The sequence below is a fragment of the Arthrobacter alkaliphilus genome (genome assembly GCF_021483235.1).
Classification (GTDB): Bacteria; Actinomycetota; Actinomycetes; order Actinomycetales; family Micrococcaceae; genus Arthrobacter; species Arthrobacter alkaliphilus.
The window spans coordinates 177,005-193,265 of sequence record NZ_JAKEEC010000001.1 but is presented as its reverse complement, the minus strand read 5'-3'; the positions used below and the strand labels follow the sequence as shown (position 1 = coordinate 193,265).

The following is a 16,261-nucleotide window of genomic DNA, read 5'->3' as shown; positions in this document are numbered from 1 at the left end:
ACCCATGAAGGCTCTCTACAAGTCCGGTCCGCACGCTGGCTTTGAACTCGTCGAACGGCCCGAACCGGAGGCCGGTCCCAGCGACGTCAAGATCCGCGTCATGACCACCGGCATCTGCGGGACCGACCTGCACATCCAGTCCTGGGACGCCTGGGCGCAGAGCATCATCGAGACCCCGTTGATCGCCGGTCACGAGTTCTACGGTGAAGTGGTCGCGGTGGGCGAGGACGTCCGGGACGTCAAGGTCGGCGACCGCGTTTCCGGCGAAGGGCACGTGGTCTGCGGGATCTGCCGCAACTGCCGCGCGGGCCGCCGCCAGATGTGCATCCACACGGTATCTGTCGGCGTTCAGCGCGACGGCGCCTTCGCCGAATACGTGGTCATCCCTGAGACCAACGTCTGGGTCCACCACGATCCCTCCGTCACCCCGGAGCTTGGCGCCATCTTTGACCCGTTCGGCAACGCCGTCCACACGGCCCTGAGCTTCCCGCTGGTAGGCGAGGACGTGCTCATCACAGGTGCTGGACCCATCGGACTCATGGCAATCGCCGTCGCACGGCATGCAGGTGCCCGCAAGATCGCCATCACGGACGTCTCCGCTCCCCGCCTCGAGCTCGCCCGGCAGATGGGCGTGGACCTCGCCGTCGACGTGTCCAAGATGCGCGTCAAGGATGCCCAGCTCGAGCTCGGCATGCGCGAAGGATTCGACATCGGCCTGGAAATGTCCGGGCATCCCACGGCCCTGCCTGAGATGATCAACAACATGAACCACGGCGGACGCATCGCCATGCTTGGCTTGCCCAGCCAGTCCATCGACATCGACTGGGGCAAAGTGGTCACCCACATGCTCACCCTCAAGGGCATCTACGGCCGTGAGATGTACGAGACCTGGTACGCCATGAGTGCCATGCTGTCCTCCAACCCGGTGCTGCACAGCCACATTTCCGCCGTCGTCACGGACCGGCTGTCCGCCAACGACTGGGAAAAGGGCTTCGAAATCGCCCGCGCCGGCACCGGCGGCAAGGTTGTCCTCGACTGGACTGAAATCTAAGACACCGTAGAGTCCTCCCCAAGACCCCAGTACCAGGAGCCACCATGTACTCAAGCATCAAAGACCAGCTGCAGGGCGAGCTTGACGAGATCCGCGCCGCGGGCCTTTTCAAGACCGAACGGCACATCGACTCGCCGCAGGCCAGCCACATCGCCGCAGGCCAGCTCGGCCAGCCGGCGAACACCGTCCTGAACTTCTGCGCCAACAACTACCTGGGCCTGGCAGACCACCCGGACATCATCGCCGCCGCCAAGTCCGCCATGGACGAGCGCGGTTTCGGCATGGCATCCGTCCGCTTCATCTGCGGTACCCAGGACCTGCACCTTGAGCTTGAAGCCCGCGTCTCGCAGTTCCTCGGGACCGAGGACACCATCCTCTTCTCCAGTTGCTTCGACGCCAACGGAGGCGTCTTCGAGTCCCTGTTCGGAGCAGACGACGCCATCATCTCCGATGCCCTGAACCACGCCTCCATCATCGACGGCATCCGGCTCAGCAAGGCCAAGCGCTTCCGCTACGCCAACCAGGACATGGCCGACCTCGAAGCCAAACTGATCGAAGCCTCAAGCGGCGGGGCTCCGGCCCGGCGCAAGATCATCGTGACGGACGGCGTCTTCTCCATGGACGGCTACCTGGCTCCGCTCGAGGCAATTTGCGATCTCGCCGAGAAGCACGACGCCTTGGTCATGGTGGACGATTCCCACGCGGTCGGCTTCATGGGAGCCACCGGCGCAGGAACCCCGGAACATGCGGGCGTTTCGGACAGGATCGACATCTACACCGGCACGTTCGGCAAAGCCCTTGGCGGAGCCTCCGGCGGCTATGTCTCCGGCCGCGGCGAAATCGTCGCCATGCTGCGGCAGAAAGCCCGCCCCTACCTGTTCTCCAATTCGCTCGCGCCGGCCATCGTGGCGGCAACCATCAAAGCCCTCGAGCTGGTCCAGGGTTCGGGCGAACTCCGCGCCAAGCTGTTCGAGAACGCCGCCTTGTTCCGACGCCGCATGAGCGAGGAAGGCTTTGAGCTGCTCGACGGCGAACACGCGATCATCCCCGTGATGTTCGGCGACGCCGTGGTGGCCGCGAAGGTTGCCGACGAGATGCTCCACCACGGAGTGTTCGTCACGGCGTTCAGCTACCCCGTGGTACCCAAGGGAGCCGCCCGGATCCGCGTGCAGCTCTCGGCCGCACACAGTACCGAGGACGTCGAGGCGTGCGTCCAGGCCTTCGTGAAGAGCCGCGCGGCCGCGGGGGCCTGATATCCCATGATCCTCACCATCCTGGGCGGCGGGGGATTCCGGGTACCCCTGGTCTATTCGGCTTTGCTGTCCGACCACGGGCCCGGCCGGGTCACCGAACTAAGGCTGTTCGATGCCGACCCCGCACGCCTGGGAGTGGTGGCCAAAGTCCTCGCCGACATGGCCGACGGGGTGCCCGACGCACCAGCGCTGAGGCTGTTCACGGAACTGGCGGAAGCCTTGCCCGGCACCGACTTCATCTTCTCCGCGATCCGAGTGGGCGGCCTTGAGGGGCGTGCCGCGGATGAACGGATTGCCCAGGAGCATGGACTTATCGGGCAAGAGACCGTGGGGGCAGGCGGGATCTCGTATGCCCTCCGGACCATTCCCGTTGTCCTGGACATCGCCGAGGCGGTGAAGAAACATGCTCCGGACGCCTGGTTCATCAATTTCACCAACCCGGCCGGGGTCATCACCGAGGTCATGACGGGCGTCCTTGGCAGCAAGGTGGTGGGGATCTGCGACTCGCCGGTTGGACTCGCCCGGCGTTGCTTGCGTGCGGCTGGCGTGCAGGGAATCGATGTCCGCAGCCCCTCAGTGGAGATCGACTACATCGGTTTGAACCACCTGGGCTGGCTGCGCGGGTTGGTGGTCGAGGGGGAGGATGTCCTGCCGCGGCTCCTGGCCGATGACCGCGCCCTCGGGTCCTTCGAGGAGGGCAGGCTGTTCGGCGCGTCGTGGATCAAGGCCCTGGGCGCGGTGCCCAACGAGTACCTGCATTACTACTACTTCAGGCGCGAAGCCCTCGAGGCCGACCGGCGCGCCCAAACCACCCGGGGCGCCTACTTGGCCCGGCAACAGTCGTCCTTTTACCGGGGGTTGGCGGAAGCGCACGACGGCGGTGCGGAGCCAGCCCCGGGGGTCCCGGCGTCGAAATCGGCTTTGCGGCTCTGGGAGGAGACCAAGCTCGACCGCGAAGAAACGTACATGCAGAGCAACAGGGACGCCGCCGGGACCTTCGAACGCGACGCCGAGGACCTATTGTCCGGCGGTTACGAGGCCGTGGCCCTGGCGATCATGCGCGCCATCAGCCAGGGTGAAACGGCCCGGCTCATCCTGAACATCCCGAACCGAGGCACTTTGGCGGAACTCGACGCCGACGCCGTCATCGAGGCGCCGTGCCTCGTGGATTCCGGCGGGGTCCGCTTGCTTCCGGCCAAGGCCCTTCCGGACTACGCGCGGGGGCTCGTAGTCAACGCCAAGGCGGTGGAGCGGGCCACGATCGACGCTGCGCTCACGGGGTCCCGGAGCTCTGCCTACCGGGCGCTGGCGATGAACCCGCTCGTGGACTCGGTCAGGGTGGCAGAAGCGGTCCTGGACCATTACATCGACCATTTCAAGGAGCTCCGGTACCTGCGCTGAACCCCTTCGGCTAACCCCTGTCCCGGGGGTGATCGGAGGCCTAGTATCTGCAGCATGGACAAAGATGCAGCGCATTCCGAAACCGAAGTGTTGGATTCGCAGCAATGCTGGAATCTCCTGAGGGGCGTGTCCGTCGGCAGGCTTGCCGTGTGGCGGGGAGACCACCCCGACATTTTTCCCATCAATTACACCGTGGACCAAGGGACAGTGGTCTTCAGGACCGGAGCGGGCACGAAGCTCACCGCGGCCCTGGGCGAATTTCCGGTGGCCTTGGAGGTGGACGGCATCGACGCCACCACCGGCATCGCGTGGAGTGTTGTGCTCCATGGCAAGGCGGCGCCCGTCGACCAGCTCGACGACGTCATCAGCTCGTTCTCGCTGCCCCTCTTTCCTTGGGAATCCGGCAAGAAGGACCATTTCGTGCGGGTTTCGGCGGATTCGATCTCCGGACGGCGGTTCACCGTCACGGAGCCGCTTACGTGGTGGACTCCGTACAGCGGCATCAGGCCGGCGGCGGAGGAGTAGCGTCCTCGCATCTGGGCTTCCGCGCTGACAGGATGATGGGATGGCTGCAAATTATGATGTGGTAATTGTCGGTGGAGGCATCGCCGGGTTGTCGCTGGCTTCGGCGCTGGCAGGCCGGTGTTCGGTTGCCTTGGTGGAAGCCGAACAGACACTGGCATACCACACGTCCTCCCGCTCGGCCCGGCAGCTGATCCCAAGCTACGGACCCGCCGTGGTGCAGGAGCTCACCGTCCGCACGCTGGAGCTGATGGCAGCCCGCGACGCCGAGTTGCCGGTGCCGGTGCTGGAACCGCGCTCGTTCATGTTGGTGGGCGACGAAGCCACCGTCAAGGCAGAGGCGAGCGGTCACATGCACCCCATCACGCACGCCGAAGCCCTTGAGCTGTGCCCGGTGCTGAATCCCGGATCCTTCACGGCCGCCGGCCTGGACACCGGCTCGTTCGCCTGCAATGCGCCCGTGCTGTTGGAAGACCACCGACGACGGGCCGAGGCCGGGGGAGTGGACATCATCACCGGCGCCCGGGTCCATTCGGCCCAACGACTCAGATCCGGCTGGCAACTGGGGGCCGGGCTGGAAGCCTTCCAGTCCGCCGTCGTCGTCAACGCGGCAGGTGCCTGGGCGGACGAACTCGCGGTGCTCAGCGGCGTGGAAAAGCTCGGCCTGCAGCCGTTCCGGCGCACGGCGGCAATCGTCGACGTCGAACGCCCGCTCGCGCCGGGCACCCCGATGGTGGCGGCGGCCGATGACTCCTACTACTTCCGGCGCGAGGGGGAACAAGTGCTCATCTCGCCGTCGGAGACGGTGCCGAGCGGACCCGAAGACGCACGGCCGCGGCCCGGCGACGTGGAAGAGCTGGTGGCCCGGCTGAACTCCATCACATCGCTGGGCATCCGCTCCGTTGCCAAAGCGTGGACCGGCCTGCGCACGGAGGCTGCCGACGGCGTTCCGGTGGTGGGTTTCGACGCCGAGGCTCCCGGATTCTTCTGGCTTGCCGGCCAGGGCGGCTATGGATTCCAGACCTCTTCGGCCGTCGCCGAGCTCGCCGCCGCGGAGATCCTGGGGTCGGGGGCCGTTGGCTCCGCATCCGGCCGGAGTCCGGAATCCCGGACACCGCGGGAGCTTGCGGCGGCCCGTTGGTCCATCCGCCGTTGAACAATAGGTTCATGAGCGGGCAGACGAGCACACTGATCAGCAACATCGGCGAACTGATGACCCAGGACGCGGAGCACCGTGTCCTCAAGGACGCTGCCGTGGTGATCGAAGGTGAGCGGATTTCCTGGATTGGCCCGGCGTCGGAGGCTCCCGCGGCTGATGAGCACGTGGACGCGGAAGGCCGCGCGGTGCTCCCGGGCTGGGTGGACTCGCATTCGCACTTGATCTTCGCAGGGGACCGCACCGCCGAATTCGAGGCGCGGATGGCAGGCCAGAGCTACAGCGCCGGCGGGATCGCGGTCACCACGGGCGCCACCCGTGCCGCGAGCGACGAGGAATTGACCCGCCTCGCCGCGGCGCGCGTCGCCGAAGCGGTCTCCCAAGGCACCACGTACCTTGAAAGCAAGACAGGCTACGGACTGGACCTCGAGAACGAGGCCCGCAGTGCCCGCATCGCCGCGGACACAGTGGACGAAGTCACCTACCTGGGCGCGCACCTCGTCCCGGCCGGAACCGACCCCGAGGAATACACGGACCTCGTCTGCGGACCGATGCTCGACGCCGTCCGCCCGTACGTCAAGTGGGCGGATGTGTTCTGCGAGCGCGGCGCTTTCACCGAAGAGCAGTCGCGACGCGTCCTCACGGCGTGCCGCGACGCAGGCCTGGGCCTGCGCGTGCACGGCAACCAGCTGGGTGAGGGCCCTGGGGTCCGGCTGGCGGTGGAATTCGGTGCGGCCAGCGTGGACCACGTGAATTACCTTTCCGAAGCCGATATCGAGGCACTCGCCGGCACGTGGAGCGGCTGGGATGCCGCCACCGGAACCGGTACGCGCGGCACGGTGGCGACGTGCCTGCCCGCCTGCGACCTTTCCACCCGCCAGCCGCTCGCGCCCGGCCGCGCCTTGGTCGACGCGGGAGTGCAGATCGCCTTGGCCGCCAACTGCAACCCCGGCACCTCCTTCACGAGTTCCATCGCCTTCTGCGTCACGACGGCGGTCTTGCAGATGCGCTTGAGCGTCCACGAGGCCGTCCGGGCAGCCACGTACGGCGGCGCGCTCGCCTTGGGACGGGAGTCAGGCCACGACGTCGACGGCGAACGGGCGGTGGGTTCGATCGCCGTCGGACACCGCGCGGACCTTCATATGCTCAAGGCGCCGTCGGCCACGCACCTGGCGTACCGGCCGGGCATCCCGCAGACCTTCGCAGTGTGGCGGACCGGCGTCCGCGAGGTCTGACACCCCTCGAAATCACCGCCCAGGCAGGGTTTCTCCCAACGGAGGAGCCCTGCCTTTTCTGTGCCTTCTGAGCGCGGCCACGGATTCCTTGTGCGATTGAAAATGATCGTTTAGTGTTTATATGGATCATAAAACGTCAAATAGCTGAGTGTTGCAAAGCGCGCGGACCACGCGCGGACAGGAATGGTAAGTGCGATGAGTAACAACACCCTCGGGGCCTTCATGGAGGAAGAACTCGTTTCGCAGCCCGAGACCTGGCAGCGGGCCGTCGAACAGTGTGAACTTGAGCAAGCCAAGGCAGGGCACTTCCTTCCCGACGACGGTGACCGGATCGCCGTCGTCGGCTGCGGTACCTCATGGTTCATGGCGCAGAGCTATGCCGCTGCCCGCGAGGCCGCGGGAAAGGGCGTCACCGACGCCTTCGCGGCGTCCGAAGCATTCCTCAACCACAACAGCGCCGGCCGCCAGTACGACGCCGTCATCGCCATCACCCGCTCGGGCACCACCACGGAGGTTCTTGAGCTCCTCGAAGCCTTGCGTGGAAAAGTCCGCACGGTTGCGGTGATCGGCGACGTGAATTCACCCATCACCGCCCTTGCCGACGCCGTGATCGGCCTTCCCTACGCCGACGAGAAATCGGTGGTCCAGACCCGCTTTGCCACGACGGCGCTCGTCTACCTCCTGACGAGCCTGGGCATCGACATCGGCACGGCAATCGAGGACGCCCGTTCGGCGGTGGCCGAGCCTGTTTCCCAGGAGTTGCTTGACGCCGAACAGTTCACCTTCCTCGGGACCGGCTGGACTGTTGGCCTGGCCCACGAGGCCGGCCTCAAGATGCGCGAAGCTGTGCAGGGCTGGACCGAATCCTATCCGGCAATGGAATACCGGCACGGTCCCATTTCCATCGCCGCACCGGGACGCGTGACGTGGATCTTCGGTCCACAGCCCGCGGGCCTCGATGCTGACATGGCGCGCACCGGCGCCCTCTACGTCAATACTGGCAAGCACCCGCTCGCCGAGCTGGCCCGGGTCCACAAGGTCACACTGGAGAGGGCGCGCCAGCGTAGCCTCAACCCCGATCTGCCACGTAACCTCACGCGCTCTGTTGTCCTGAACGCCACGGCCTAGGCAACCCCATGGTTCTCGGAGCCGCTGAGTCCGCAGTCCTGGCCTTCGACGTCGGCGGTACGGACCTGAAGGCGGGCCTCGTCGACACCGCCGGGAACGTTTTGGGCCTGCGCCGCATCGCAACGCCCCGGGACCCACTCCGGCCGGGCGAGGCTGTCCTGGACGCCGTTGGGGCGTTGGCCGCGGAATTTGCCGCGGAATTCCCCGGCCACCCGGCGAAAGCGGCGTGCATTGTGGTTCCGGGAATCGTGGACTCCGACACCGGAATGGGGATCTATTCAGCGAACCTGGGTTGGCGGAACTTTCCCTTTGGCGAAAAGGCCGCGCTGCGCCTCGGACTGCCGGTTTCCTTCGGGCACGATGTCAGCACGGCGGCCGAAGCCGAATTCCGTTTCGGAGCCGCCCGCGATTTCCGAAACGTTGTGGTCATGGTGGTCGGCACCGGGATCGCCGCCGCCGTCATCTCCGATGGGTACCCGGTGCGCGCAGGCGGCTTCGCCGGGGAACTCGGCCACGCCCTCGTCCCCGACCCCGACGGTTCGGGCCACGCGATCCTCGAGGCCGTCGGCTCCGCCGGAGCGATCGCCCGGCGTTACAGCGACAAAGCCGGAACACCGCGCACCGGTGCCCGCGAAGTCCTCGAACGGGCCACAGCTGGCGACGCGCTTGCGGCCCGGATCTGGGCCGACGCAGTGGACGCCCTTGCGTTCAGCCTCAGCCAGTGCGTCAGCATCATTGGCACCGAAGCAGTGGTCATGGGCGGCGGGCTCGCCGAAGCGGGAGAACGGCTCCTGCAGCCGCTGCGATCGCGGCTTGACGAGTTGCTCGATTTCCAACGCCGCCCCAACATCATGCGGGCGCAACTGGGCCAGGATGCGGGTCTGCTCGGCGCCGCCATGAGGGCCCGGGCCCTGCTTCCGGCCGCGAAGGCCGCCTCCGGCACGGGGACACAGCGGTGAACGGGCCATGAAACGGGTCATCACTGTCACGCCAAATCCGGCCATCGACCTGAGCTACCACGTCGCGGGGATCACCCCTGGATCAAGCCATCGCGTTGCCGCGCCCCTCAGCCGCGCCGGCGGAAAAGGCCTCAACGTTGCGCGCGTCGCCCACCAACTGGGCCATCCGGTGCTGGCGCTCGCGCCCTCGGGCGGCACGGCGGGCGCCGAGTTCGCCGCCGAACTGCTCAGCACCGGCGTGCCCCACCGCCTGATCCCTGTCGCCTCGGCCACACGGCGCAGCATCGCCCTCATCGATACGGTGGGCGGGGAAACGTCCATCTTCAATGAAGAGGGAAGTGCCCTGCAACCGTCGGAGTGGCAGGAGCTGGCCGCCGCCGTCGTCGACGCCCTGGAGATTGGCCACCCGAACGGGCAACGCCCGGGGGTGCTTGTCGGATCAGGGAGCCTGCCGCCGGGTGCGCCGGCCGACTTTTACCCGGCGCTGGTGCGTCTGGCGCACGACGCCGGGATTCCCGCCGTCGTCGATACCTCCGGTCCGGGGATCGTCGCCGCTGCACGGGCCGGGGCGGATCTCCTCAAGCCCAACAACCACGAACTCCTCGAAGCCACGGGGGAGAGCAGCCTGGCGGCAGCTGCCCTTTCGCTGATCGCCCTTGGCGCGAGGACCGTTCTGGTCAGTGCCGGCGCTGACGGCATGCTCGCCTTCGACCACGCCGCTCCCGGAGGTTACTGGACTGCCCGGCTCCCCGAACCGCTCAGCGGCAACCCCACCGGGGCGGGCGACGCCGGTGTGGCGGCGGCCGCCGTCGCGCTCGCCGCCGGAATCACCGACATCCCGACGATCCTCCGCCGCGCAACCGCCTGGTCCGCCGCCGCGGTGCTTATGCCTGCCGCCGGTGAGATCTCGCCGCTTTACGCGGACTTTGAAGACCAACTCATTCTCAGCTGGAAGGAGACCCCGTGACGCTCGTCAGTACGCGGGAACTCGTGGATGCCGCTGCGGCCAACGGAACCGGACAGGGCGCCTTCAATGTGGTCCACCTCGAAACCGCTGAAGGCCTGGTTGCCGGGGCCGAGACGGCCGGTGTTCCGTTGATCCTGCAGATCTCGGAGAACTGCGTCCGCTACCACGGCGGGCTCGCGCCGATCGCCCGGGGAGCGATGTCCATCGCCCGGGACTCCGCGGTGCCCGTGGCCCTTCACCTGGACCACGCCGAATCCGAAGAGCTTGCCCTGCAGGCTGTCCATCTCGGGTTCGGGTCCGTCATGTACGACGGCGCGCACTTGCCGTATGACACGAATGTCGAAGTCACGCGACGGGTTGCCGCCTACGCCAAGGAGCGCGGGGTCTACGTTGAGGCCGAGCTCGGGAAAGTGGGAGGCAAGGACGGCGCCCATGCTCCGGGCGTCCGGACTGATCCGGCCGAAGCCCGGTCCTTCGTGGAAGCGGCCGGCGTCGACGCCCTCGCCGTCGCGGTTGGTTCCTCGCACGCCATGACCGAACGCAGCGCCGCCCTGGACCTGGACCTCATCACCCGGCTCAAGGAGGCGGTCCGGCTGCCGCTTGTCCTCCACGGGTCCTCCGGAGTGCCCGATGAAATGCTGGTAGCGGCAATTCGGGCCGGCATGACTAAGATCAACGTATCCACACACTTGAACGGGTTCTTCACCCGCGCCGTCCGCGAGTACCTGGATGCCAACCCTTCCGTGGTGGACTCCCGCAAGTACATCAAGGCCGGGCGGGATGCCCTGGTGGTGGAATCCGCACGTCTGCTGACGCTTTTCGCGAAAGTGAACTAGTCCCAATTTCCGGAAGGTTCGTGATGACACGCAACGACCGACTGACAGCCATCCTTGATCTCCTCGCCGAGTCAGGGCATGTTGAGGTCGAGGATATCGTGACCCGGCTGGCCGTCTCGCCGGCCACTGCCCGCCGTGACCTGGACAGCCTGGCCAAGCAGCGGCTCCTGAGCCGGACCCGCGGCGGAGCAACCACCGGATCTGTGGCGTACGAACTTCCGGGGCGCTACAACAGGGACGATCACGCCGAGGCCAAACAACAGATCGCCCTGGCCGCGTCGGACCTCATCATGCCCGGGGCGGTGATCGGACTGAGCGGCGGAACGACCAACACGGCTTTGGCCCAGGTGCTGTCCACCCGCGAAGACCTGAACGCACCCTCCAACCGGCCTATGCTGACCGTTGTCACCAACGCCATCAATATTGCAGCCCAGCTTGCCGTGCGGCCCAACATCAAGATCATGGTCACCGGCGGCATCCTGAACCCGCGTTCCTACGAGCTTGTGGGACCCTACACCGACGTCATCATGCAGAAGGTTGCCTTGGACATCGCGTTCATCGGCGTCAACGGAGTGGATCCCAAGATCGGGCCAACCATCACCGATGAAGGAGAAGCCATGGTCAATACCGTCATGGCCCGACGCGCCACAGATTCCTACGTCCTGGCCGACTCCACGAAGATCGGCAAGCGGGCCTTCGCGGCGATGGCCGGATACGATTTCCGGCGGCTCATCACGGACTCGGGGATCACGGCAGAGGACAAGGCTGCATTCGAAGCCAGCGGTACCGAAGTGATCGTGGCCCAAGACGCCGTGGCCCAAGGCGCCTGACCCGGCTCCGTGCCGGTCAGAAGATCATCGGGGGAGCGTTCAACACTGTTTCGTCCGTACTGCGCTGCACCCACTGGCTGAACGGCGTATCGAGGTCATACTTGCCCTGCTCATTGCGGATAAGGGCCCGTAGCTCGGCGTTGCCCGGGTTGTTGAGGGATTCGAAGTACTCCACCGACCAGTGGAACCACCGCATGCAGAAGAGCCGCATGGTGAGGCCATGGGTCACCAGCAGGGTGTTGGGCGCGTAGTCGGGCTTTTCCCAGTGCCGGTACAGGGTTTCCATGAAAGACGAAATCCGGTCGTACACATCGGAGCCTGATTCGCCTTCGCGGAACCGGTAGAAGAAATGCCCGTAGAGGTTACGGAGTTCCTTCTGGTCCCCGATGTCTCCGGCAATCTGGAAATTGGCCCAGTCCTGTTCACGCAGCCGGGGCTCCTCGATCACCCTTTCCGTGAGGCTGCCCAGATTCAACGCTTCAAGGGTCTGGTAGGCCCGGAGGTACGGGGAGACATAAACGCAGACAGGTTCGCCGTCGAGCTTCCTGCGCAGCGCTTCGCCCGCGGATCGTGCCTGCTCAAGGCCGAGCTCGGTCAGTGGGATGCGGTAATCGGGCACACGGTTGTAGATGCCGGTGTCGACGTTGGCGGCGGACTGGCCGTGCCGGACCATGAAGATTCGTGCTGGCGCGCTCATCCCACCAAGCATAGGGTCCGGCGGCGTCCGGGCCACGCAAGCGGCAGTCCGCAACCCCGTTCCGGGGAAATCCCCAGGCAAATGAAGGCAAGATAGGAGCATGCTTGTAGCCTCAACGCGCCGGTTGCGCGCCGAAGTACTGATTGTCCTGGGATTGTCCCTGGGCCAATCGGCCGTCTACTCCATAGTGCAGTTGTTGGACAAGATGACCCAAGGGCCTTTGGCGCATGCGACATCCACCCTCAACCGTTCCCAGAGCACGCGCGAATACTTCGATCTCACCTACCAGCTGCTGGACATCGGGTTCGCCCTTGTCCCGGTGGTGTTGGTGTTCTACTTCCTGTCAATGCACCGCCAGACTGCGGAGGGCCCCTCGGGCTTTGCCCGGCTGGGCTTCAACTTCGCCCGCCCGGGACGCGACGCCTGGCAAGGACTCGGCCTTGCCGCGCTGATCGGTATCCCGTCGCTGGGCCTCTACGCGGCAGGACGGGCCCTCGGGATCACGACGGCGATCATCCCCAGCGGCCTGGACTCCCACTGGTGGACGGTGCCGGTGCTGGTCCTCTCCGCGGTGCGGCACGCCGTCGTCGAAGAAGTCATCGTGGTGGGCTACCTGCTGGACCGGTTCGGAAAGTTCGGCTGGAGCACTCCGCTGGCGATCGGGCTCAGCGCGCTCCTTCGCGGCACCTACCACCTGTACCAAGGCTTTGGGCCTTTCATCGGCAACGCCGTCATGGGCCTTGTCTTCGCTTGGATCTACACCAAGACCAAGCGGGTCATGCCGCTGGTGGTGGCCCACGCGCTGCTGGACATCGTGGCTTTCGTCGGCTTCAGTGTCTTCGGAAAGGCAATTGGGCTCGGCTAGGGGCCTTAAAGGTTTCGGCCGCCATTACAGGTGACGCCATTGGCACCCGTGTATGGCGGCCGAAGTTTTCCCGGGCACTCCTGACCCCGGTTTTCTTCGCTGGAGTCCGTCAGATCGTGACGGCTCCGTTGGCGGTTTCGAAGGTCACCGACATGATTCCAGGCGTGCCGTGCGGAGCCATCCATTGGACCGCAACGTCCTCAAGAGGTTTCTCCACGGGTTCGCCGAGCCACTCTGTGACGCGCTCCGCGGAGCCGGCGATGGTGAGGCTGGACACCTTGACGTCGCTCGGGTAGACGAGGGAGGGGTGAAGTGCCGGGTCGCCCTCCCAACGGAGCAAATAGGGAACCTGGGGATCGGCAATGAGTCCCAGGATGCCGATCTGCTGCCAGACGAGCTCGCGGCCGTCCGGAAACTTGCGGTTGCCGGGGACAGCGGCGCGTCCGAGCCGCTGTTCGAAGGGGCTCAGGTCGTCGACGGCGACGCACCAGCCCATCCAGCCGCCTCCTGCGGCGGACCGTGCACGGACTGCTTGTCCAAAGGGTGCCTTATCGGATGCCGGGTGGTCCAGGACCTCGACAACTTCAAGGTATTTGTGGTCAGCAAGGGGGATGATCATGTTCCGGGTACCGAAGCGCGGATGCACTCCGCCCCGGACTGCGTCCACTCCCAATGCTGCGGAAATCCGCTCGGTGGTGGCCAAAAGGCCATCTCGTTCACAAGCGTAAGAGACGTGATCCATGCGCATGGCTTCATCTTGGCACTTTGTGATGGAGCTCTCAGCTAAGGGCAGCCTAACTAAGGTGGGATGTGTCGAAAGGGCGGCCGGAGCGCCTCCAATGCACCCGACGAGCGGACACTCCAGCGTCCTTGATTGCCTAGGGCGCCTCCCGGCAGTTAGCCGGCGACGAAGTAGCCGGAGGTGTCCGCGATGATCTGGACGGTGCCGGCGGAGTTGTTTGTGAAGGAAACGGTGCCGTCGGCAGCCACAGGTGTAATGGCGAAATTCGGGACGGTTTGTCCTTGCTGGTAATTGACGTTGGAGGTGCCGGGTTTGGCGGTCCCTCCTGCGTAGGCGGTGATGAACCCGTACGAACTAGGGGCAGTGACAGTGATGTTCATGGCGACGGCGGAGACGCCGGTTGCGGGGATGCCGCCGCGCCCGGCAACTGTGAGGTTGATAGTCTGACCCGGGCCCACGGGTCCGCTGATTCCACCGGTGCCATCGCGGGTGTCGAGCTGGCGGAAGGGAGCTTGGGAGGAGAATGCGCCAGAACCCGCGGGAGTGCCGGAGAGGAAGTAGCCCGAGGTGTCGGCGATGAGCTGGACAGTGCCGTCGGAGGTATTGGTGAATGCGACGGTTCCGTCGCTGGCGACCGGGACGATGGCAAAGTTTGGGATCGTTTGGGCCGGCCCGTAGTTCACGTTGGAGGTCTTGGGTTTTGTGGTTCCGCCTGCGTAGGCGGTGACAAACCCGGCAGAGGTGGAGGCGGTAGCGGTGATGTTCATGGCAATGGCGGATGCCCCGGTGGGAACATTAACGCCGTCGGCCAGCTTCACCCTGATGGTTTGCCCGGGCCCGACGGGTCCGCTGATCCCACCGGTGCCGTCACGGGTGTCTAGTTGCCTGCGCGGCGTATCCAGCGCCTTGAAGGTTCCAGCTTGGGCCGGTGTACCCGCCAGATAGTAGCCGGAGGTGTCGGCAATCAGTTGAACGGTACCGGAGGAGTTGTTGGTGAAGCTCACGGTTCCGTCGGTGGCCACGGGGGTGACGGCGAAGTTGGGGACCGTCTGGCCCGGCCCGTAGTTCACATTTGAGGTAGTCGGTGTTGCCGCGCCGCCGGCATAGGCGGTGATGAAGCCGGACGATGTGGGAGCGGTAACCGTGATATTCATGGCGACGGCAGAGACTCCTGTGGCGGGGATGCCTCCGCGTCCCGTGACTGTGAGGTTCACGGTCTGCCCGGGGCCAATGGGTCCGTTGATGCCCCCGGTGCCGTTCCGGGTGTCCAGAGCGCGATACGGCGCGCGGGCGATAAATCCGCCCGCCGACGTGACAGCCCCGTTGCTGTCGTCAGGGCCGACGTACAACAGCTTGTTCGGGGTTCCTGCCCCGGCGGACTGGATCGCCCCCGCAGTGGCCGAAGCCGCCAGTGATGACGCAACCTGCGCGGGACTCCACGAAGGGTGCGCGGCGAGGAGCATGGTGGCTGCTCCAGCCACATGGGGCGAGGCCATCGAGGTGCCTTGGAGGACTGCGGTGGCCGTATTCGACGTGTTCCAGTCAGAAGTGATCTGGACCCCTGGCGCGTACAGATCAACACAGGACCCATAATTCGAGAAGAAGGCTTGGTGATCGCTATTGTCGCTGGCCGCAACCGTGAGGGCTGCCTGTACCCGGGCAGGGGACCGGGTACACGCGTCTACACTGGAGTTCCCGGCCGCCAGAGTCACAGTAATGCCCTTGTCGATCGCATTTTGCACTGCGGCGTCCAGGTTGGCGTCCGGGTTGCCGGACAGGCTGAGGTTGGCGACGGCCGGCCGCCCTGGGTGGGCCTGGTAATCCTGCACCATCCAGTCCAGGCCCACGATGACGTCGGATGAGTATCCGCTGCCGCTGCAGTCGAGAACGCGAACCGGCACGATGGTTGCCGATTTGGCCATTCCGTACTGGCTTCCAGCGGCGATTCCGGAGACATGCGTTCCGTGGCCGTTGCAGTCGGTGGTGCCTTTTCCGTCGTCGGTGCCGTTGGTTCCCACATTGACAGCGTTATAGCCGGCTGCGACGCGTCCGCCGAAATCCTGGTGAGTACTCAACACCCCGGTGTCGACAACGTAGACAGCAACCCCGGCGCCGCTCGAGGGCGGTGTGTACGTGCCGGACACCGGAAGAGTCCTTTGGTCCGTGCGATCGAGGCCCCACGGTGCGTTCGGCTGGGTGTCCGAGATTTGAACCGGAGTGTCCCGGGACACTGACGCGACCCGGTCCGAGTGGGCCAGGTTGGCTGCTTGCGCGGGGGTTGCGGTAACAACCGCAGCCTTGATCGCATGGCTGAACGTCTTCTTTACGGAGACCCCATTTGCCTGCAATTCCGCGGCTTTGCTGGGAACGTCCGCAGTATCGGTATAACGCACAATGTAACGGTCCTCGCCGGGTCCCTGAGCCGTATCGGCGGCGTGGGCCGGGAGCGGGGTTCCAACAACGAAACCCGAGATGAGCGAGAACAGAGCAATCGGAACGAGGCCGAATGACTTTTTCACGAGCTTCAATCTTCCTGTGGCGCACAGTGGCGGCGGAGACATCCGAGGGATGCAGACGGCTGTGCCCAATTCTACCTCTAGTCACAGAGGTATCACCCGT

The 16,261-nt window shown here is 65.6% G+C and carries 15 protein-coding genes; 12 read left to right on the top strand and 3 right to left on the bottom strand.

Translation table 11 applies throughout. The features are described from left to right. The first annotated feature begins 4 nt into the window (after positions 1 to 4). The 11 genes from tdh to L0B83_RS00915 all read left to right on the top strand — a co-directional run bounded on the left by tdh (position 5) and on the right by L0B83_RS00915 (position 11,338). A complete protein-coding gene (gene tdh / locus L0B83_RS00965) occupies positions 5 to 1,051 on the top strand; it encodes an L-threonine 3-dehydrogenase (protein ID WP_234756148.1) in 1,047 nt (348 codons plus the stop codon). A 44-nt stretch (positions 1,052 to 1,095) separates the two neighbouring features. After that, positions 1,096 to 2,304, top strand: a complete 1,209-nt coding sequence (locus L0B83_RS00960; protein WP_234756147.1) for a glycine C-acetyltransferase — start codon at positions 1,096 to 1,098, stop codon at positions 2,302 to 2,304. A gap of 6 nt (positions 2,305 to 2,310) precedes the next feature. Beyond that, the gene (locus L0B83_RS00955; RefSeq protein ID WP_234756146.1) at positions 2,311 to 3,705 is read left to right on the top strand and encodes a 6-phospho-beta-glucosidase; all 1,395 of its coding nucleotides are present in this window, start codon (positions 2,311 to 2,313) and stop codon (positions 3,703 to 3,705) included. Positions 3,706 to 3,759: 54 nt separating this feature from the next. Then, entirely contained in the window at positions 3,760 to 4,230 is a 471-nt protein-coding gene (locus L0B83_RS00950; protein WP_234756145.1) for a pyridoxamine 5'-phosphate oxidase family protein, read from the top strand. A 40-nt stretch (positions 4,231 to 4,270) separates the two neighbouring features. Beyond that, positions 4,271 to 5,383 carry an NAD(P)/FAD-dependent oxidoreductase gene (locus L0B83_RS00945; RefSeq protein WP_234756144.1) on the top strand — a complete coding sequence of 371 codons (1,113 nt, stop codon included), beginning with the start codon at positions 4,271 to 4,273 and terminating at the stop codon, positions 5,381 to 5,383. An 11-nt stretch (positions 5,384 to 5,394) separates the two neighbouring features. Then, complete coding sequence (gene hutI / locus L0B83_RS00940; protein ID WP_234756143.1) at positions 5,395 to 6,618, top strand: imidazolonepropionase; 1,224 nt, start codon at positions 5,395 to 5,397, stop codon at positions 6,616 to 6,618. A 195-nt stretch (positions 6,619 to 6,813) separates the two neighbouring features. Continuing rightward, complete coding sequence (locus L0B83_RS00935; RefSeq protein ID WP_234756142.1) at positions 6,814 to 7,746, top strand: SIS domain-containing protein; 933 nt, start codon at positions 6,814 to 6,816, stop codon at positions 7,744 to 7,746. Positions 7,747 to 7,754: 8 nt separating this feature from the next. Further along, positions 7,755 to 8,705, top strand: coding sequence for an ROK family protein (locus tag L0B83_RS00930; RefSeq protein ID WP_234756140.1), 951 nt, complete (start codon positions 7,755 to 7,757; stop codon positions 8,703 to 8,705). A 7-nt stretch (positions 8,706 to 8,712) separates the two neighbouring features. Then, positions 8,713 to 9,672, top strand: a complete 960-nt coding sequence (locus L0B83_RS00925) for a 1-phosphofructokinase family hexose kinase (protein WP_234756138.1) — start codon at positions 8,713 to 8,715, stop codon at positions 9,670 to 9,672. Continuing rightward, complete coding sequence (locus tag L0B83_RS00920) at positions 9,669 to 10,508, top strand: class II fructose-bisphosphate aldolase (RefSeq protein ID WP_234756135.1); 840 nt, start codon at positions 9,669 to 9,671, stop codon at positions 10,506 to 10,508. Before L0B83_RS00925 ends, L0B83_RS00920 begins: the two co-directional genes overlap by 4 nt. 23 nt (positions 10,509 to 10,531) lie before the next feature. Then, positions 10,532 to 11,338, top strand: a complete 807-nt coding sequence (locus L0B83_RS00915) for a DeoR/GlpR family DNA-binding transcription regulator (protein ID WP_234756133.1) — start codon at positions 10,532 to 10,534, stop codon at positions 11,336 to 11,338. A 16-nt stretch (positions 11,339 to 11,354) separates the two neighbouring features. On the opposite strand, the gene L0B83_RS00910 is transcribed toward L0B83_RS00915, so the two are convergent. Then, positions 11,355 to 12,035, bottom strand: coding sequence for a histidine phosphatase family protein (locus tag L0B83_RS00910; RefSeq protein ID WP_234756131.1), 681 nt, complete (start codon positions 12,033 to 12,035; stop codon positions 11,355 to 11,357). A 100-nt stretch (positions 12,036 to 12,135) separates the two neighbouring features. On the opposite strand from L0B83_RS00910, the gene L0B83_RS00905 reads away from it, so the two are divergent. Then, complete coding sequence (locus tag L0B83_RS00905; RefSeq protein ID WP_234756130.1) at positions 12,136 to 12,900, top strand: CPBP family intramembrane glutamic endopeptidase; 765 nt, start codon at positions 12,136 to 12,138, stop codon at positions 12,898 to 12,900. Positions 12,901 to 13,009: 109 nt separating this feature from the next. Here the strand turns inward: L0B83_RS00905 and L0B83_RS00900 are convergent, their stop codons facing one another. Both L0B83_RS00900 and L0B83_RS00895 read right to left on the bottom strand, forming a co-directional pair. After that, positions 13,010 to 13,648 (bottom strand): VOC family protein, encoded by a 639-nt coding sequence (locus tag L0B83_RS00900; protein WP_234756127.1) that lies wholly within the window; start codon positions 13,646 to 13,648, stop codon positions 13,010 to 13,012. Between the two features lie 149 nt (positions 13,649 to 13,797). Beyond that, entirely contained in the window at positions 13,798 to 16,161 is a 2,364-nt protein-coding gene (locus tag L0B83_RS00895; RefSeq protein WP_234756125.1) for a S8 family peptidase, read from the bottom strand. Positions 16,162 to 16,261: the final 100 nt, after the last annotated feature.

Coding starts and splice junctions, on each gene's coding strand:
- tdh (WP_234756148.1), top strand. CDS start 5: ATGAAGGCTCTCTACAAGTCCGGTCCGCACGCTGGCTTTGAACTCGTC.
- L0B83_RS00960 (WP_234756147.1), top strand. CDS start 1,096: ATGTACTCAAGCATCAAAGACCAGCTGCAGGGCGAGCTTGACGAGATC.
- L0B83_RS00955 (WP_234756146.1), top strand. CDS start 2,311: ATGATCCTCACCATCCTGGGCGGCGGGGGATTCCGGGTACCCCTGGTC.
- L0B83_RS00950 (WP_234756145.1), top strand. CDS start 3,760: ATGGACAAAGATGCAGCGCATTCCGAAACCGAAGTGTTGGATTCGCAG.
- L0B83_RS00945 (WP_234756144.1), top strand. CDS start 4,271: ATGGCTGCAAATTATGATGTGGTAATTGTCGGTGGAGGCATCGCCGGG.
- hutI (WP_234756143.1), top strand. CDS start 5,395: ATGAGCGGGCAGACGAGCACACTGATCAGCAACATCGGCGAACTGATG.
- L0B83_RS00935 (WP_234756142.1), top strand. CDS start 6,814: ATGAGTAACAACACCCTCGGGGCCTTCATGGAGGAAGAACTCGTTTCG.
- L0B83_RS00930 (WP_234756140.1), top strand. CDS start 7,755: ATGGTTCTCGGAGCCGCTGAGTCCGCAGTCCTGGCCTTCGACGTCGGC.
- L0B83_RS00925 (WP_234756138.1), top strand. CDS start 8,713: ATGAAACGGGTCATCACTGTCACGCCAAATCCGGCCATCGACCTGAGC.
- L0B83_RS00915 (WP_234756133.1), top strand. CDS start 10,532: ATGACACGCAACGACCGACTGACAGCCATCCTTGATCTCCTCGCCGAG.
- L0B83_RS00910 (WP_234756131.1), bottom strand. CDS start 12,035: ATGAGCGCGCCAGCACGAATCTTCATGGTCCGGCACGGCCAGTCCGCC.
- L0B83_RS00905 (WP_234756130.1), top strand. CDS start 12,136: ATGCTTGTAGCCTCAACGCGCCGGTTGCGCGCCGAAGTACTGATTGTC.
- L0B83_RS00900 (WP_234756127.1), bottom strand. CDS start 13,648: ATGCGCATGGATCACGTCTCTTACGCTTGTGAACGAGATGGCCTTTTG.